The organism is Streptomyces sp. NPDC018693, from assembly GCF_044391385.1.
Taxonomy (GTDB): Bacteria; Actinomycetota; Actinomycetes; order Streptomycetales; family Streptomycetaceae; genus Streptomyces.
This window is the reverse complement of sequence record NZ_JBIRZZ010000002.1, coordinates 195,813-209,679: the sequence shown is the minus strand read 5'-3', so window position 1 is coordinate 209,679 and position 13,867 is coordinate 195,813. Positions and strand designations below refer to the sequence as shown.

Here is a 13,867-nt window from a genome sequence, read left to right as displayed (position 1 = left end):
CCCGTCCCCCAGGCGTATGACTTGAACAGGGTCCGCTGCGCGGCGCCGGGTCATGATCGCTGGCATGCGCTCACTTCGCCGCTGCCTCCTGCTGGTCTCCGTCCTGCTGTGCGCGGCCGCCGTGCTCGCGGCACGCCCGACGACGGGGGACGGGCTCGGCGGCCCCGGGGGATACGGCTCCGGGATCGGAGCCGAGGTGGCGCGGCTGTACGAGGAGGCGGCCGCGGCGACCCGGCAGTACGAGGAGGGCCGGCGCGCGGCCGACGTCCAGCGGGCCGAGGCCGCGCGGATCGAGTCGCTCCTCGACGGCAAGCGGCGCGAACTCGCCGCCCTCCGGGAGGACCTGGGCCGGATCGCCCGAGCCCAGTACCGCAGCGGCGGGGGGCTGCCGGCCGCCGCGCAGATCGTCCTCGCGGACAGCCCGGAAGAGCTGATGCGCGGTCAGCACGCCTTCTCGCAGGCCAATCTCGCCGTGGACAACGCGATCGGCAAGAGCCGCCGGGCCGAGCAGCGGCTGGCCGCCTCCGAGGCGAAGGCGGCCGCGGCCTGGCAGGCGCTGGAGCGGCGCAACGCCGAACTCGCCACCCTGAAGAAGGACATCGAGCGCAAGCTGGAAGCGGCCCGGTCGCAGTTGCAGGGCCAGGCGGACGCCTCGGTCGCCGCGGGCGCGTGCCGGGGCGCGACACGCCTCGACCAGCCGCAGGCGCGCTTCACGCAGGCGTGGGTGGCGCCCGTGGAGACGTACGAGATGTCGGCGGGCTACGGCAGCGGCGGGGCGCGCTGGGCGAACCGGCACACCGGGCAGGACTTCGCGGTGCCGGTGGGGACGCCGGTGCGGGCCGTCGGTGCGGGCCGGGTGGCGCGGGTGGCGTGCGGTGGCGCCTTCGGCATGCAGGTCGTGCTCGAACACACCGGCGGCTACTACACCCAGTACGCCCATCTGGCCTCGGTCGCCGTCGACCAGGGGGAGCGGGTGGTCGCCGGCCAGTGGATCGGCCAGTCGGGCAGCACCGGCAACTCCACCGGCCCGCACCTGCACTTCGAGGTGCGGATCACCCCCGAGATGGGCTCGGCGGTGGACCCGGTGGCGTGGCTGACGGCCCGCGGGGTGCCGTTGAGTTAGACCGACCGTCTGAGTCAGACCGACTGTCGGCCGCGCTCGTCCAGCAGTTGCTCGATGACGACGGCGACTCCGTCCTCGTTGTTGGCGACGGTCCGTCCGGAGGCCGCCGCGATCACGTCGGGGTGCGCGTTGCCCATGGCGTAGGACCGGCCGGCCCAGGTCAGCATCTCGACGTCGTTCGGCATGTCCCCGAAGGCGACGACCTCCTCGTGCGAGATGCCGCGCTCCGCGCAGCACAGGGCGAGCGTGCTGGCCTTGGAGACCTCGGGTCCGCTGATCTCCAGCAGGGCGCTGGGGCTGGACCGGGTGACGTTGGCGCGGTCGCCGACGGCGAGGCGGGCGAGGGTGAGGAAGGCGTCGGGGTCGAGCGTGGGGTGATAGGCGAGGATCTTCAGCACCGGCTCGTGCGCGCTTCGGGCGTCCGGCCCCAGCAGGTCCTCGGCGGGCGCCAGGGTGTCCGGTATCTCCATGTGCAGCTTCGGATAGTCCGGCTCCTGGTTGAAGCCGTACGTCTGCTCGATCGCGTACACGGTGCCCGGCGCCGCCTCACGCAGCAGGCGTACGGCGTCCAGGGCGTTCCCCCGCGCGAGCTCCCGCACCTTGACGAACCGGTGGGTGCCGGGGCCGCCGTGCAGGTCGACCACGGCGGCGCCGTTGCCGCAGATGGCCAGGCCGTGCCCGTGGACATGGTCGCTGACGACGTCCATCCAGCGGGCCGGGCGGCCGGTGACGAAGAAGACCTCGATGCCCGCGTCCTCGGCGGCGGCGAGCGCGGCGATCGTGCGGGGGGAGACCGTCTTGTCGTCGCGCAGCAGTGTGCCGTCGAGATCGGTGGCGATCAGCCGGGGCGGGAGAAGGGCGGCGGGGGTCTCGGGCTCTCTGGTCGCTGAGGTCACCCGGCCATTCTCCCGCATATGCCCGCACGGGCGTGCGGGAGTCCGCACAGATGAGGCCCAGACGACACGACCTCACGCCATCACCTCACCGCAGCTGTGCGGGCGCCTCCATCGCGATCTGCTCGAAGACCTTCTCGTCGGCCGCGAAGTCCGAGTCCGGGATCGGCCAGTGGATCACCAGCTCGGTGAAGCCCAGCTCCTGATGGCGCCCCGCGAAGTCGACGAACGCGTCCAGCGAGCCCAGCGGCCGCCCCCGGTCCGGGGTGAACCCGGTGAGCAGGATCTTCTCCAGCCCGGCCACGTCCCGGCCCTCGGCCGCGCAGACGTCCCCGAGCTTCTCCACCTGCCCGTGCAGGGCCCGTACCGACTCCTCCGGCGTGCCGTTCTCGTACAGCTTCGGGTCCCCGGTCGTCACCCACGCCTGTCCGTGCCGTGCGGCCAGCCTCATCCCGCGCGGGCCGGTCGCGGCGACGGCGAAGGGCAGCCGGGGCCGCTGCACACATCCGGGGATGTTGCGCGCCTCGTGCGCCGAGTAGAAGGTGCCCTCGTGGCTGACGGAGTCCTCGGTCAGCAGCCGGTCGAGCAGCGGCACGAACTCGGCGAGCCGGTCGGCACGCTCCCGCGGGCTCCACGGCTCCTGCCCCAGAGCGGTGGCGTCGAAGCCGGTGCCCCCGGCGCCGATCCCCAGGGTGACCCTGCCGCCCGAGATGTCGTCCAGGGAGATCAGCTCCTTGGCGAGGGTCACCGGGTGCCGGAAGTTCGGCGAGGTCACCAGCGTGCCGAGACGCAGCCGCTCCGTCACTCCCGCGGCGGCGGTCAGCGTCGGGACCGCGCCGAACCACGGCCCGTCGCGGAAGCTGCGCCAGGACAGATGGTCGTAGGTGTACGCGGTGTGGAAGCCGAGTTGCTCGGCACGCGTCCACGCGGAACGGCCGCCCTCGTGCCAGCGGCGGTAGGGGAGGATCACGGTGCTCAGACGCAGACTCATGCCTCGACCCTATGCCGTCCGGGGTGTTTCACGTGAAACACCCCGGAAGCGGTCACCGCACGCGGCTGCTCAACCACGGGGTGAGGTTGATCATCGGCATGTACTCCTTGTGTGTACGGTCCCTGGGCAGCGGCACGATCAGGAAGTAGCCCGGAGGGAAGCGCCGCGCCCTGACCCAGGCACGGCCGTCGTAGACGGATCGCACGAAGACGGGGACGTCGTCGCGGGCGACGTCTGGGCACTCGACCCCGTCGACGGTGATGAGCGCGTCGTCCTCCGGGTGGAGCCGCACGCTCAGCCGGGGGGAGCCGCTGAGCTCGACCAGCGCCTCGTGCGGCAGTGAGCCGTCGGGATCGGCGACGACGCCGAAGCCCGCGGCACTGCGTCGGGACGTCTGGTCGGCGCCGATGTCATGGGTGACCCGGATGTCCCGCCCGTACTCGGCGGCCAGGGCTCGCAGGGCGACGACGGCGGCCTCGGTGGTCGGCAGGTGGTCCATACCATTGCTCATGACCGGGAAGACGCCGCCTCTTGACCAACGGTTCAGTGCTCCGCGGGAAACCGCAGGTACTCCGGTGGCACCGCCGTCGTCAGCCACACGCCGTTCGCGCTGACGTGGAAGACATGCCCGTCGCGGTGCATGGCCCCCGCGTCCACCGCGAGCACGACGGGGCGGCCGCGTCGGGCGCCGACCCGGGTCGCGGTCTCCCGCTCGGCCGAGAGGTGCACGGCGTGCCGGTTCATGGGGCGCAGCCCCTCGGCGCGGATCGCGTCGAGGAAGCGGGCCACGGTGCCGTGGTAGAGGTACGCCGGCGGGGTGGCCGGCGGCAGTCCCAGGTCGACGTCGACGCTGTGGCCCTGGCTGGCGCGGATGCGGGTGCCCTCGACCGCGAACCGCTTCTTGTCGTTGGCGGCGACCACGTGGTCCAGCTCCTGCCGTGTGAAGCGGAACCCGTGGGCGGCCGCCGCCGCGATCAGCGCGTCGATCTCGACCCAGCCGCCCTCGTCGAGCGTGAGGCCGATCCTCTCTGGCTGATGGCGCAGATGCTTCGAGAGGTACTTCGACACCCTCACCGTTCGTCTTTCGTCCACGCCTCCAGCGTGCCGGGAGAGACGTGAATCACGCGAATGATTTCTCCACGGATGTTTGATCCACAAGCAACTGCGGTTATCCACAGAGGAATTGACCGGCCCTGTGGACAACAACCTCCCTACAGCCGAGGCTTATGGCGCGCCAACCCCCTCAGCGCACTCAGGTCACGAACTCCGTGATGCACCCGGCAAGTTGATCGGGGCACGTGCGCGGGCCCCAGCGCCGGGCGGGCAGCGTCCGCCGGGCCAGCGTTTGGCCGAAGTGGTCCGGAGACGGCCCGGACATCGACGTGAAGGACACGATCCGCCCCTCGGTGCGCGCGGCCGTCACGAACTTCCCAGGACTGCACCGACCCCCCAGTCGTGCCCTCTCCAGCGGGCGGCGTCAACAGTCGTGCCCGTACCTCTCAAGGAGGGGATCCCTTACGGAACCCCTACATCTGGGGTCGGACACCGAAACGCCTCCCGGTCTGACGACCGACGCGCCCCGTGTCACTACCGTCGAGGACGTGACTGTGATCGCGACCGAAAGCCTGAGCAAGCGGTTCCCCCGGGTGACCGCGCTCGACCGGCTGTCCGTGGACATCGGAGCCGGTGTGACCGGACTCGTCGGAGCCAACGGCGCCGGCAAGTCCACCCTGATCAAGATCCTGCTGGGTCTGTCCCCGGCGAGCGAGGGCCGCGCCGAAGTGCTCGGCCTCGACGTCGCCGCCCCGTCATCGGGTGCCGCCATCCGCGAGCGCGTCGGCTACATGCCGGAACACGACTGCCTGCCGCCCGACGTCTCGGCCACCGAGTTCGTCGTGCACATGGCGCGCATGTCCGGCCTGCCGCCCGCCGCCGCCCGTGAGCGCACCGCCGACACCCTGCGCCACGTCGGGCTCTACGAGGAGCGCTACCGCCCCATCGGCGGCTACTCCACCGGCATGAAGCAGCGCGTGAAGCTCGCCCAGGCCCTGGTCCACGACCCCCAGCTGGTCTTCCTCGACGAGCCGACCAACGGCCTCGACCCGGTCGGCCGCGACGAGATGCTCGGCCTCATCCGCCGCATCCACACCGACTTCGGCATCTCGGTCCTGGTCACCTCCCACCTCCTCGGCGAACTAGAACGCACCTGCGACCACGTCGTCGTCATCGACGGCGGCAAGCTGCTGCGCTCCAGCTCCACCACCGACTTCACCCAGACCACGACCACCCTCGCGGTCGAGGTCACCGACACCGACGCGCACCCCGACGGCACCCGCGCACTGCGCGACGCGCTCCACGCGCGCGCGGTGGAGGTCCAGGCCGGCACCGGCCTGCCCGGCGCCGGCCACATCCTGCTGCTCACCGCGCAGGGCGAGGAGACCTACGACCTGGTGCGCGACGTGGTCGCCGACCTCGGCCTCGGCCTGGTCCGCATGGAACAGCGCCGGCACCACATCGCCGAGGTCTTCAAGGACGAGGAAGCACCGCAGCAGGAGCGGAAGGAGGCCGTCGGCCATGGCAACTGACCACCCCGTAGCCACCGCGAAGCCGGGTGACCAGACCCGCATCCACAACATCGGCTACCGCAGCTACGACGGCCCCCGCCTGGGCCGCTCCTACGCCACCCGCTCCCTCTACTCGCAGTCCCTGCGCGGCGCCTACGGCCTCGGCCGCTCGGTGAAGTCCAAGGTGCTGCCGATGCTGCTGTTCGCCGTGATGTGCGTGCCCGCGGCCATCATGGTCGCCGTCGCGGTCGCCACCAAGGCCAACGCGCTCCCCCTGGACTACACCCGCTACGCGATCGTCATGCAGGCCGTGATCAGCCTGTACGTCGCCTCGCAGGCACCCCAGTCGGTCTCACGCGACCTGCGCTTCAAGACCGTGCCCCTGTACTTCTCACGGCCCATCGAGACCGCCGACTACGTCCGCGCGAAGTACGCGGCGCTGGCCTCCGCCCTGTTCCTCCTCACGGCGGTCCCGCTGATCGTCCTCTACGTGGGCGCGCTGCTGGCCAAGCTCGACTTCGTCGACCAGACCAAGGGATTCGCGCAGGGACTCGTCTCCGTGGCACTCCTCTCCCTCCTCCTCGCCGGTGTCGGTCTGGTCATCGCCTCGGTCACCCCGCGCCGCGGCTTCGGCATCGCCGCCGTCATCGCGGTGCTGACCATCTCCTACGGCACGGTCTCCACCCTCCAGGCCATCGCCGAGGTCCAGGAGAGCGCCGGCGCCATCCCGTGGATCGGCCTCTTCTCCCCGATCACCCTCATCGACGGCGTGCAGACCGCCTTCCTGGGCGGGGACTCCGCCTTCCCCGGCGGGGTCGGCCCGTCCAACGGCGAGGGCGCGGTGTACGTCCTCGTCGCCCTCGGCGTCATCGCCGCCTGCTACGGCCTGCTGATGCGCCGCTACAAGAAGGTCGGTCTGTGACCCCGTACAAGAAGGTCGGGACCGTGACCGCGTACAAGAAGGTGGCACTGTGACCACGCTCTCCCTCGACCATGTCTCCCGCTGGTTCGGCAACGTGGTCGCCGTCAACGACATCACCATGACCATCGGCCCCGGCGTGACCGGCCTGCTCGGCCCCAACGGCGCCGGAAAGTCCACCCTCATCAACATGATGGGCGGCTTCCTCGCCCCCTCCACCGGCACCGTCACCCTCGACGGCCAACCGGTCTGGCGCAACGAGGCCATCTACCGGCACATCGGCATCGTCCCCGAGCGGGAGGCGATGTACGACTTCCTCACCGGCCGCGAATTCGTCGTCGCCAACGCCGAGTTGCACGGCCTCGGCGCCAAGGCCGCCCAAAGGGCCCTGGCGACGGTCGAGATGGAGTACGCCCAGGACCGCAAGATCCAGACGTACTCCAAGGGCATGCGCCAGCGCGTGAAGATGGCGAGCGCCCTGGTCCACGACCCCTCGCTCCTGCTCCTCGACGAGCCCTTCAACGGCATGGACCCGCGCCAGCGCATGCAGCTGATGGACCTGCTGCGCCGCATGGGCGACGAGGGCCGCACCGTGCTGTTCTCCTCCCACATCCTCGAAGAGGTCGAACAGCTCGCCTGGCACATCGAGGTCGTCGTGGCCGGACGGCACGCGGCCAGCGGCGACTTCCGCAAGATCCGCCGCCTGATGACCGACCGGCCGCACCGCTACCTGGTGCGCTCCAGCGATGACCGCGCCCTCGCGGCCGCGCTGATCGCCGACCCGTCGACATCCGGCATCGAGGTCGACGTGGCCGAGGGCGCGCTGCGCATCCAGGCCGTCGACTTCCCCCGCTTCACGGCGCTGCTGCCCCGCGTCGCCCGGGACCACGGCATCCGGCTGCTCACCGTCTCGCCGTCCGACGAGTCCCTCGAGTCCGTCTTCTCGTACCTGGTCGCGGCGTAGGAGGCCCTGATGTACGACCCCACAGTCGCCCGGCTCACCTACCGGGCCCTGCTCGGCCGCCGCCGGGCCCTCATCCTCGGCGCGCTGCCGCTGCTGCTGATCGCGATCTCCGTGATCGTCCGGGCCCTGGCGGGCGCCGACGACCAGACCGCCGCCGACCTGCTGGGCGGACTCGCGCTCGCCACGATGGTGCCGATCATCGGCGTCATCGCGGGCACGGGCGCGATCGGCCCGGAGATCGACGACGGCTCCGTGGTCTATCTCCTCTCCAAGCCGCTGAAGCGCCCGACGATCATCTTCACGAAGCTGATCGTGGCGATCGCGGTGACGATGGTCTTCTCGGCGCTGCCGACGCTGATCGCCGGGTTCATCCTCAACGGCAACGGCCAGCAGATCGCCGTGGCCTACACGGTGGCGGCGCTGGTGTCCTCGATCGCCTACGCGGCGCTGTTCCTGCTGCTCGGCACGGTGTCGCGGCACGCGGTGGTGTTCGGGCTCGTCTACGCGCTGGTCTGGGAGGCCCTGTTCGGCTCCCTCGTGGAGGGTGCGCGCACGCTCAGTGTCCAGCAGTGGTCCCTCGCCGTCGCCCACGAGGTGGCCGGCGGTGACCTCGTCACCTCCGACGTGGGGCTGACGACGGCCACGGTGCTGCTGATCGCGGTGACCGTGCTGGCGACCTGGTACGCCGGTCAGAAACTGCGGGCGCTGACGCTGGCGGGCGAGGAGTAGGCGGCGGCCCGCTGTTCCTGGCGGGGCGTTGTCGACCTGGGCGTCATTGACGGGGGCGTTATTGACGGGGGCTTCACCCCCGTCCGGGCACACTGGGCGAAGGCACTGGGCCAGGAGGACGGGATGGCGGACGACGTCAGGGGCAACGGCGGTCAGGGACGGCCGGGCGAAGAGGAATGGGACGACAACCCCCTCGTCCTCGACGACGACTTCATACGCTCCGCCGCTACGACCGAACCCTCGGCCCGCGCCCGTATGCTCGCCGCCCGCTGGCGCGACCAGGAGCCCGAGCCGCAGCCGTGGCGCTCCGACGAGCCGCCCGCGGGCTGGTTCTTCAGCAAGGCGCGGCGCCGCAAGTGGCGGCGGCGGTAGGGAAGTCGGCCGCCGTTTTTATTCGGTGGCGGCCAACTCGCCTCCCGGGCACAGTGGTTGATGTGCACGCCGCCGGGCTGAACGGTCCGGCGCCACCGTCTGGGAGAGGAGCGGGACGATGTCCATGCACGGCAGTACGTCCAGCTCCCGACAGGGCAGCCCGCGGCGGACTCCGGAGTAGCCGTTACCGCTCCGTCGAGCCCGCCCCACACGGGGAGCTGCCCGGGGCGGCCGCTTCGAGCACGCGATGCCGCTGCGCTCGCGTGGGCCGCCCACCCGGAGGATTGGCCGAGTGGTAAGGCACCGGCTTGCTAAGCCGTGGTCGGGGGAAACCCCGCGCACGTTCGATCCGTGCATCCTCCGCGAGACGTTGTACGAGCAGGCCGCTGGTCACCGCAGGGGACCAGGTGTCTCACCCAGGGGCGCGGGGAACCGCGCGATCGGCCACCTACGGCCCGCGGTTCCCCGGCGGCCTCAGCCCAGCAGACGCTCCAGGACCACCGCGATGCCGTCCTCCTCGTTCGACGAGGTCACCTCGTCGGCGACAGCCTTCAGTTCCTCATGGGCCCCGGCCATCGCCACACCCCGCGCCGCCCACGCGAACATCGGGATGTCGTTCGGCATGTCGCCGAAGGCAATCGTGTCGGCGGCCTTGAGCCCGAGCCGACGCGCCGCCAGGGACAGCCCCGTCGCCTTGGACAGCCCCAGCGGCAACAGTTCGACGATGCCCTCGCCCGCCATGGCCACCGTGACGAAGCCTCCCGCGGCCTGGCGGGCGGCCGAGGCCAGCTCGTCGTCGGACAGGTCGGGATGCTGTACGTAGATCTTGTTCAGCGGGGCGCTCCACAGATCCGCCGCGTCCATGAGCGGCGTCGACGGGAGCTGCCCCGTGACCGCGTACCCCGGCCCCACGAGCACCTCGCCGTCCAGCCCGTCCCGGCTGGCCGCCAGATACAGGGGACCGACCTCCGCCTCGATCTTCGCGAGGGCGACCCCGGCCAGCTGCCGGTCCAGGGTCACGGACGTCAGCAGACGGTGCTCCCCGGCGTCGTAGACCTGCGCACCCTGACCGCAGACCGCGAGCCCCTGGTAGCCGAGGTCGTCGAGGATGTGCCGGGTCCAGGGGACCGAGCGCCCGGTGACGACGATGTGCGCGGCGCCCGCCGCGGTGGCCGCGGCGAGTGCCTCACGGGTGCGCCGCGAGACCGACTCGTCGGAGCGCAGGAGCGTCCCGTCGAGGTCGGTCGCGATCAGCCGATAGGGAAAGGCCGCGCTCACTTGGCGACCGGCTCCAGGATCTCCCTGCCGCCCAGGTACGGACGCAGCACCTCGGGCACGCGCACGGAGCCGTCGGCCTGCTGGTGGTTCTCCAGGATCGCCACGATGGTGCGCGGTACGGCGCACAGCGTGCCGTTGAGCGTCGCCAGCGGCTTGACCTGCTTGCCGTCACGGACGCGGATCGACAGCCGGCGGGACTGGAACTCGGTGCAGTCCGAGGTCGACGTCAGCTCGCGATACTTGCCCTGCGTCGGGATCCACGCCTCGCAGTCGAACTTACGGGCGGCCGAGGAGCCCAGGTCGGCGCTGGCCACGTCGATCACGCGGAACGGCAGCTCCAGCGACGTCAGCCACTGCTTCTCCCACTCCAGCAGGCGCTGGTGCTCGGCCTGCGAGTCCTCGGGAGCGACGTACGAGAACATCTCGACCTTGTCGAACTGGTGCACGCGGAAGATGCCGCGTGTGTCCTTGCCGTGCGAGCCGGCCTCGCGGCGGAAGCAGGGCGAGAAGCCCGCGTACCGCAGGGGGAGCCGGTCGGCGTCGATGATCTCGTCCATGTGGTACGCCGCCAGCGGCACCTCGGACGTGCCGACCAGGTACAGGTCGTCGCTGTCGAGGTGGTACACGTCCTGGGCGGCCTGGCCGAGGAAGCCGGTGCCGGCCATCGACTGCGGGCGGACCAGCGCCGGGGTCAGCATCGGCGTGAAGCCGGCCGCCGTGGCCTGCGCGATCGCCGCGTTGACCAGGGCCAGCTCCAGCAGGGCGCCGACGCCGGTGAGGAAGTAGAAGCGGGAGCCGGAGACCTTGGCGCCGCGCTCGACGTCGATCGCGCCGAGGAGCGTGCCGAGCGCCAGGTGGTCCTTCGGTTCGAAGCCCTCGGCCGCGAAGTCACGGATCTCGCCGTGCGTCTCCAGCGTGACGAAGTCCTCCTCGCCGCCGACGGGGACGTCGGGGTGGACGAGGTTGCCGAGCTGGAGCAGCAGCTCCTGGGTCTCGGCGTCGGCCGCGTCGCGCTCGGTGTCGGCCGCCTTGACGTCGGCGGCGAGCTGGCTCGCCTTCTTCAGCAGCTCGGCCTTCTCGTCGCCGGCGGCCTTGGGGATGAGCCTGCCGAGCTGCTTCTGCTCGGCGCGCAGCTCGTCGAAGCGGACGCCGGACGACCTGCGCCGCTCGTCGGCAGACAGGAGAGCGTCGACGAGCGCGACGTCCTCTCCACGGGCGCGCTGGGACGCGCGCACACGGTCGGGGTCCTCACGGAGCAGACGAAGGTCAATCACGGGGTCAAGGCTACCGGTGCCCGGTCATCGCCCACGACTCACTATTCCTGACGGTCAATGAAGAGTGTCTCACTCCCCGGGACGGGGCAGGTGAGAGGTCCCGTATTGACCGGATTCCCTTGCGGAGGACGGGACTTGTCCACAGGTGGCGCGTCCGCCGCAAAGTTATCCACAAGGTGTGCGGAAGTTCTGTGGACACGGGAATCGATCATTCCGGAGCCGGTTTCCGGGGTGATGAATTCATGGATCAAACCGGTCGTGGGCCCACTTTCGAGTGGAAAACGGTCGCCCCAAAGGATTGATCGAAGGAAACAAGTGGACGAAGGGTGACCTGTGGGGTGAGGGCCCCGGAGCTGCCCCAAAGGGCGATTTGTCGACTGACCGACCGTAATGGTGTCGACTTGTCCCCAGGTCGAGAAGCCAACCTGTGGATAACTTCTGTGGATAACTAGAACCGCCCGTCCTGGCAGCGCCCCACCCAGTCCGCCGCCGCCGTGAACGCCTCGTCCGAGGTCCCCTGCCGCGGCGGCAGCACATCCGCCGATGTGGCGTCAGCCCTCGGGTACGACCCCAGGAAGCGCACCTCCAGACAGATCCGCTTCAGCCCCATCAGCGCCTCCGCCACCCGTCGGTCGGAGATGTGTCCCTCGGCGTCGATGCAGAAGCAGTAGTTGCCGATACCGGCCCCGGTCGGCCGGGACTGGAGCAGCATCAGGTTGATGCCCCGGGTCGCGAACTCGCCCAGCAGATCGCGCAGCGCACCCGGGTGGTCGTCCCGCTGCCACAGCACGACCGACGTCTTGTCCGCGCCGGTCGGCGCCGCCGGCCGGGCCGGGCGCCCCACCAGTACGAACCTGGTCTGTGCGTTCTCCGCGTCATGGATCCCGGTCTCCAGCGCCTGAAGGCCGTACCGGGCCGCCGCGAACTCACCGGCGAAGGCGGCGTCGTACTGCCCCTCCTGGACCAGCCGCGCGGCGTCCGCGTTGGAGGCGGCCGACTCCCAGACCGCCTCCGGGAGGTTCTTCTTCAGCCAGTTGCGCACCTGCGGCTGGGCCGCCGGATGCGCCGAGACCGTCTTGATGTCCGTCAGCTGGGTGCCTGGCCGGACGAGCAGCGCGAAGGTGATCGACAGCAGCACCTCACGGTAGATCATCAGCGGGGCGCCCGCGACCAGCTCGTCCAGGGTGGTGGTGATACCGCCCTCGACGGAGTTCTCGATCGGCACGAACGCGGCCTCGGCCTCGCCGGCGCGGACCGCGTCGAGGGCGGACTGCACGGACACGTAGGGGATCAGCTGCCGGGTGGCCGCCTCGGGAAGCGTGCGCAGGGCGACTTCGGTGAAGGTGCCCTCAGGACCGAGATACGCATAGCTCGCTGGCATGACCTCACCCTAATGGGCCCACGCACACACGGCCGATGCGTCTCGCGACAATCACTCGCCCGGGTGGTTTGAAGCCCCGTTCACCCCGCCACCACCGCTTACCCCTCCAGCAACTTCTGCCCCACGTACTCCCCCTCGGCCGCCCCGCCCGGCACCGCGAACAGCCCGCTCGTCTCATGCCGGATGAACGGCGACAGCGCATCGCCCCGGTCCAGCTTCCGCTGCACGGTGACGAAGCCGCGCAGCGGATCCGCCTGCCAGCAGATGAAGAGCAGTCCCGCGTCCGGGGTGCCGTCGGCGTCGAAGCCGTCGTGGTACGAGAACGGCCGCCGCAGCATCGCCGCGCCCCCGTTCTGGTCGGGCCGGCTGATCCGCGCGTGCGCGTTGAGCGGGACGACCAGACCGTTCGCGTTCTCCTTCTCCAGGTCCATCTCGGTCGTCTCGGTGCCCCCGGTCAGCGGCGCCCCGTCGGACTTGCGGCGCCCGATGACCTGCTCCTGCGCCGTGACCGACAGCTTCTCCCAGTCGTCGAGGAGCATCCGGATACGGCGTACGACGGCGTAGGAGCCGTCCGCCATCCACGCCGGGTCGCCGTCGGACGGTACGAAGATCCGCTTCTCGAAGTCCGGCTCGCTCGGTTTCGGATTGCGGGTGCCGTCCATCTGGCCCATCAGGTTGCGGGCGGTCATGGGGTGGGCGGTGGCGCCCGGCGACCGGTTGAAGCCGTTCATCTGCCAGCGGATCCGGGCCGCGCTGCCGGCGTCCTTCTGGATCGCGCGCAGGGCGTGGAAGGCGACCAGCGCGTCGTTCGCGCCGATCTGCACCCACAGGTCGCCGTCGCTGCGGTTCCTGTCGATGCGGTCGGAGGAGAACTCCGGCAGCGGGTCCAGGGCGACCGGCCGCTGCTTCTCCAGGCCCGTACGGGAGAAGAAGCTGTGGCCGAAGCCGAAGGTGATCGTCAGCGCCGAGGGCCCCGCGTCCCGGGCCACATCCGTGTCGTCGTGCGGCGCCGCCTCACCCGCCATCAGGCGCTGGGCCGTCTGCGACCAGCGGCGCAGCAGCGCGGCCGCCTCCTTGCGGCCCGCGCCCGCCGCGAGGTCGAAGGCGACGACATGGCCGCGGGCCTGGAGGCCCTGGAGGATGCCGGGCTGGTGTTTCACGTGAAACAGTGCCCGCTCGCTGCCGACGGAGGACAGCGGGGTGGCCTGTGCGGGGGCGGCCGTGTACCCGGCGGCCGCCCCGCCCGCGGCGCCGAGCACCAGGCCGGTGGCGCCGGCGCTCCCGAGCAGCGCGCGCCGCGAGAGGCCGGGGGACTGCTGGGGTGCGGCCTCCGTGGACGTACGGGCCTGCGGAATGGACTGGTGGTCGGGCATGTGCGG

14 protein-coding genes and 1 tRNA gene are annotated in these 13,867 nt (G+C 70.9%); 7 read left to right on the top strand and 8 right to left on the bottom strand.

The features are described from left to right. Nucleotides 1–64: 64 nt before the first annotated feature. Nucleotides 65–1,123, top strand: a complete 1,059-nt coding sequence (locus ACH5AC_RS05280) for a peptidoglycan DD-metalloendopeptidase family protein (RefSeq protein WP_398860281.1) — start codon at nucleotides 65–67, stop codon at nucleotides 1,121–1,123. 14 nt (nucleotides 1,124–1,137) lie between these two features. On the opposite strand, the gene ACH5AC_RS05275 is transcribed toward ACH5AC_RS05280, so the two are convergent. The 4 genes from ACH5AC_RS05275 to ACH5AC_RS05260 all read right to left on the bottom strand — a co-directional run bounded on the left by ACH5AC_RS05275 (nucleotide 1,138) and on the right by ACH5AC_RS05260 (nucleotide 4,099). After that, nucleotides 1,138–2,037, bottom strand: coding sequence for an HAD-IIB family hydrolase (locus ACH5AC_RS05275; protein ID WP_398860280.1), 900 nt, complete (start codon nucleotides 2,035–2,037; stop codon nucleotides 1,138–1,140). A gap of 67 nt (nucleotides 2,038–2,104) precedes the next feature. Beyond that, nucleotides 2,105–3,007 carry an LLM class flavin-dependent oxidoreductase gene (locus tag ACH5AC_RS05270; RefSeq protein WP_398860278.1) on the bottom strand — a complete coding sequence of 301 codons (903 nt, stop codon included), beginning with the start codon at nucleotides 3,005–3,007 and terminating at the stop codon, nucleotides 2,105–2,107. A gap of 52 nt (nucleotides 3,008–3,059) precedes the next feature. Then, nucleotides 3,060–3,518 (bottom strand): hypothetical protein, encoded by a 459-nt coding sequence (locus ACH5AC_RS05265; RefSeq protein WP_398860276.1) that lies wholly within the window; start codon nucleotides 3,516–3,518, stop codon nucleotides 3,060–3,062. Nucleotides 3,519–3,550: 32 nt separating this feature from the next. After that, nucleotides 3,551–4,099: an RNA 2'-phosphotransferase gene (locus tag ACH5AC_RS05260; protein ID WP_398860274.1), complete on the bottom strand. Its 549-nt coding sequence runs from the start codon at nucleotides 4,097–4,099 to the stop codon at nucleotides 3,551–3,553. Between the two features lie 515 nt (nucleotides 4,100–4,614). Between ACH5AC_RS05260 and ACH5AC_RS05255 the strand changes: the two genes are divergently transcribed. From ACH5AC_RS05255 to ACH5AC_RS05230, 6 genes are all read left to right on the top strand, one after another. Further along, complete coding sequence (locus tag ACH5AC_RS05255; RefSeq protein ID WP_398860905.1) at nucleotides 4,615–5,592, top strand: ABC transporter ATP-binding protein; 978 nt, start codon at nucleotides 4,615–4,617, stop codon at nucleotides 5,590–5,592. Then, a complete protein-coding gene (locus tag ACH5AC_RS05250) occupies nucleotides 5,582–6,493 on the top strand; it encodes an ABC transporter permease (protein ID WP_398860273.1) in 912 nt (303 codons plus the stop codon). The genes ACH5AC_RS05255 and ACH5AC_RS05250 overlap by 11 nt, the downstream gene beginning before the upstream one ends. Before the next feature lie 49 nt (nucleotides 6,494–6,542). Next, complete coding sequence (locus ACH5AC_RS05245; RefSeq protein WP_398860272.1) at nucleotides 6,543–7,454, top strand: ABC transporter ATP-binding protein; 912 nt, start codon at nucleotides 6,543–6,545, stop codon at nucleotides 7,452–7,454. A 9-nt stretch (nucleotides 7,455–7,463) separates the two neighbouring features. Next, on the top strand, nucleotides 7,464–8,183 hold the full coding sequence (locus tag ACH5AC_RS05240) for an ABC transporter permease subunit (RefSeq protein ID WP_398860271.1): 720 nt from the start codon (nucleotides 7,464–7,466) through the stop codon (nucleotides 8,181–8,183). Nucleotides 8,184–8,306: 123 nt separating this feature from the next. Further along, nucleotides 8,307–8,555 carry a hypothetical protein gene (locus ACH5AC_RS05235; RefSeq protein WP_398860270.1) on the top strand — a complete coding sequence of 83 codons (249 nt, stop codon included), beginning with the start codon at nucleotides 8,307–8,309 and terminating at the stop codon, nucleotides 8,553–8,555. Nucleotides 8,556–8,833: 278 nt separating this feature from the next. Further along, nucleotides 8,834–8,918: transfer RNA gene (locus tag ACH5AC_RS05230), tRNA-Ser, on the top strand. Between the two features lie 111 nt (nucleotides 8,919–9,029). On the opposite strand, the gene ACH5AC_RS05225 is transcribed toward ACH5AC_RS05230, so the two are convergent. The 4 genes from ACH5AC_RS05225 to efeB all read right to left on the bottom strand — a co-directional run bounded on the left by ACH5AC_RS05225 (nucleotide 9,030) and on the right by efeB (nucleotide 13,861). After that, nucleotides 9,030–9,833, bottom strand: a complete 804-nt coding sequence (locus tag ACH5AC_RS05225; RefSeq protein ID WP_398860269.1) for an HAD family hydrolase — start codon at nucleotides 9,831–9,833, stop codon at nucleotides 9,030–9,032. Further along, a complete protein-coding gene (gene serS, locus ACH5AC_RS05220) occupies nucleotides 9,830–11,107 on the bottom strand; it encodes a serine--tRNA ligase (protein ID WP_398860268.1) in 1,278 nt (425 codons plus the stop codon). Before serS ends, ACH5AC_RS05225 begins: the two co-directional genes overlap by 4 nt. Nucleotides 11,108–11,555: 448 nt before the next feature. Beyond that, nucleotides 11,556–12,488 (bottom strand): prephenate dehydratase, encoded by a 933-nt coding sequence (pheA, locus tag ACH5AC_RS05215; protein WP_398860267.1) that lies wholly within the window; start codon nucleotides 12,486–12,488, stop codon nucleotides 11,556–11,558. A gap of 98 nt (nucleotides 12,489–12,586) precedes the next feature. After that, nucleotides 12,587–13,861 (bottom strand): iron uptake transporter deferrochelatase/peroxidase subunit, encoded by a 1,275-nt coding sequence (efeB, locus tag ACH5AC_RS05210; protein ID WP_398860266.1) that lies wholly within the window; start codon nucleotides 13,859–13,861, stop codon nucleotides 12,587–12,589. Between the last annotated feature and the right edge of the window lie 6 nt (nucleotides 13,862–13,867).

What these genes read in the sequence shown, in the direction of transcription:
- ACH5AC_RS05280 (WP_398860281.1), top strand. Translation starts at nt 65, where the DNA reads ATGCGCTCACTTCGCCGCTGCCTCCTGCTGGTCTCCGTCCTGCTGTGC.
- ACH5AC_RS05275 (WP_398860280.1), bottom strand. Translation starts at nt 2,037, where the DNA reads ATGCGGGAGAATGGCCGGGTGACCTCAGCGACCAGAGAGCCCGAGACC.
- ACH5AC_RS05270 (WP_398860278.1), bottom strand. Translation starts at nt 3,007, where the DNA reads ATGAGTCTGCGTCTGAGCACCGTGATCCTCCCCTACCGCCGCTGGCAC.
- ACH5AC_RS05265 (WP_398860276.1), bottom strand. Translation starts at nt 3,518, where the DNA reads ATGAGCAATGGTATGGACCACCTGCCGACCACCGAGGCCGCCGTCGTC.
- ACH5AC_RS05250 (WP_398860273.1), top strand. Translation starts at nt 5,582, where the DNA reads ATGGCAACTGACCACCCCGTAGCCACCGCGAAGCCGGGTGACCAGACC.
- ACH5AC_RS05240 (WP_398860271.1), top strand. Translation starts at nt 7,464, where the DNA reads ATGTACGACCCCACAGTCGCCCGGCTCACCTACCGGGCCCTGCTCGGC.
- ACH5AC_RS05235 (WP_398860270.1), top strand. Translation starts at nt 8,307, where the DNA reads ATGGCGGACGACGTCAGGGGCAACGGCGGTCAGGGACGGCCGGGCGAA.
- pheA (WP_398860267.1), bottom strand. Translation starts at nt 12,488, where the DNA reads ATGCCAGCGAGCTATGCGTATCTCGGTCCTGAGGGCACCTTCACCGAA.
- efeB (WP_398860266.1), bottom strand. Translation starts at nt 13,861, where the DNA reads ATGCCCGACCACCAGTCCATTCCGCAGGCCCGTACGTCCACGGAGGCC.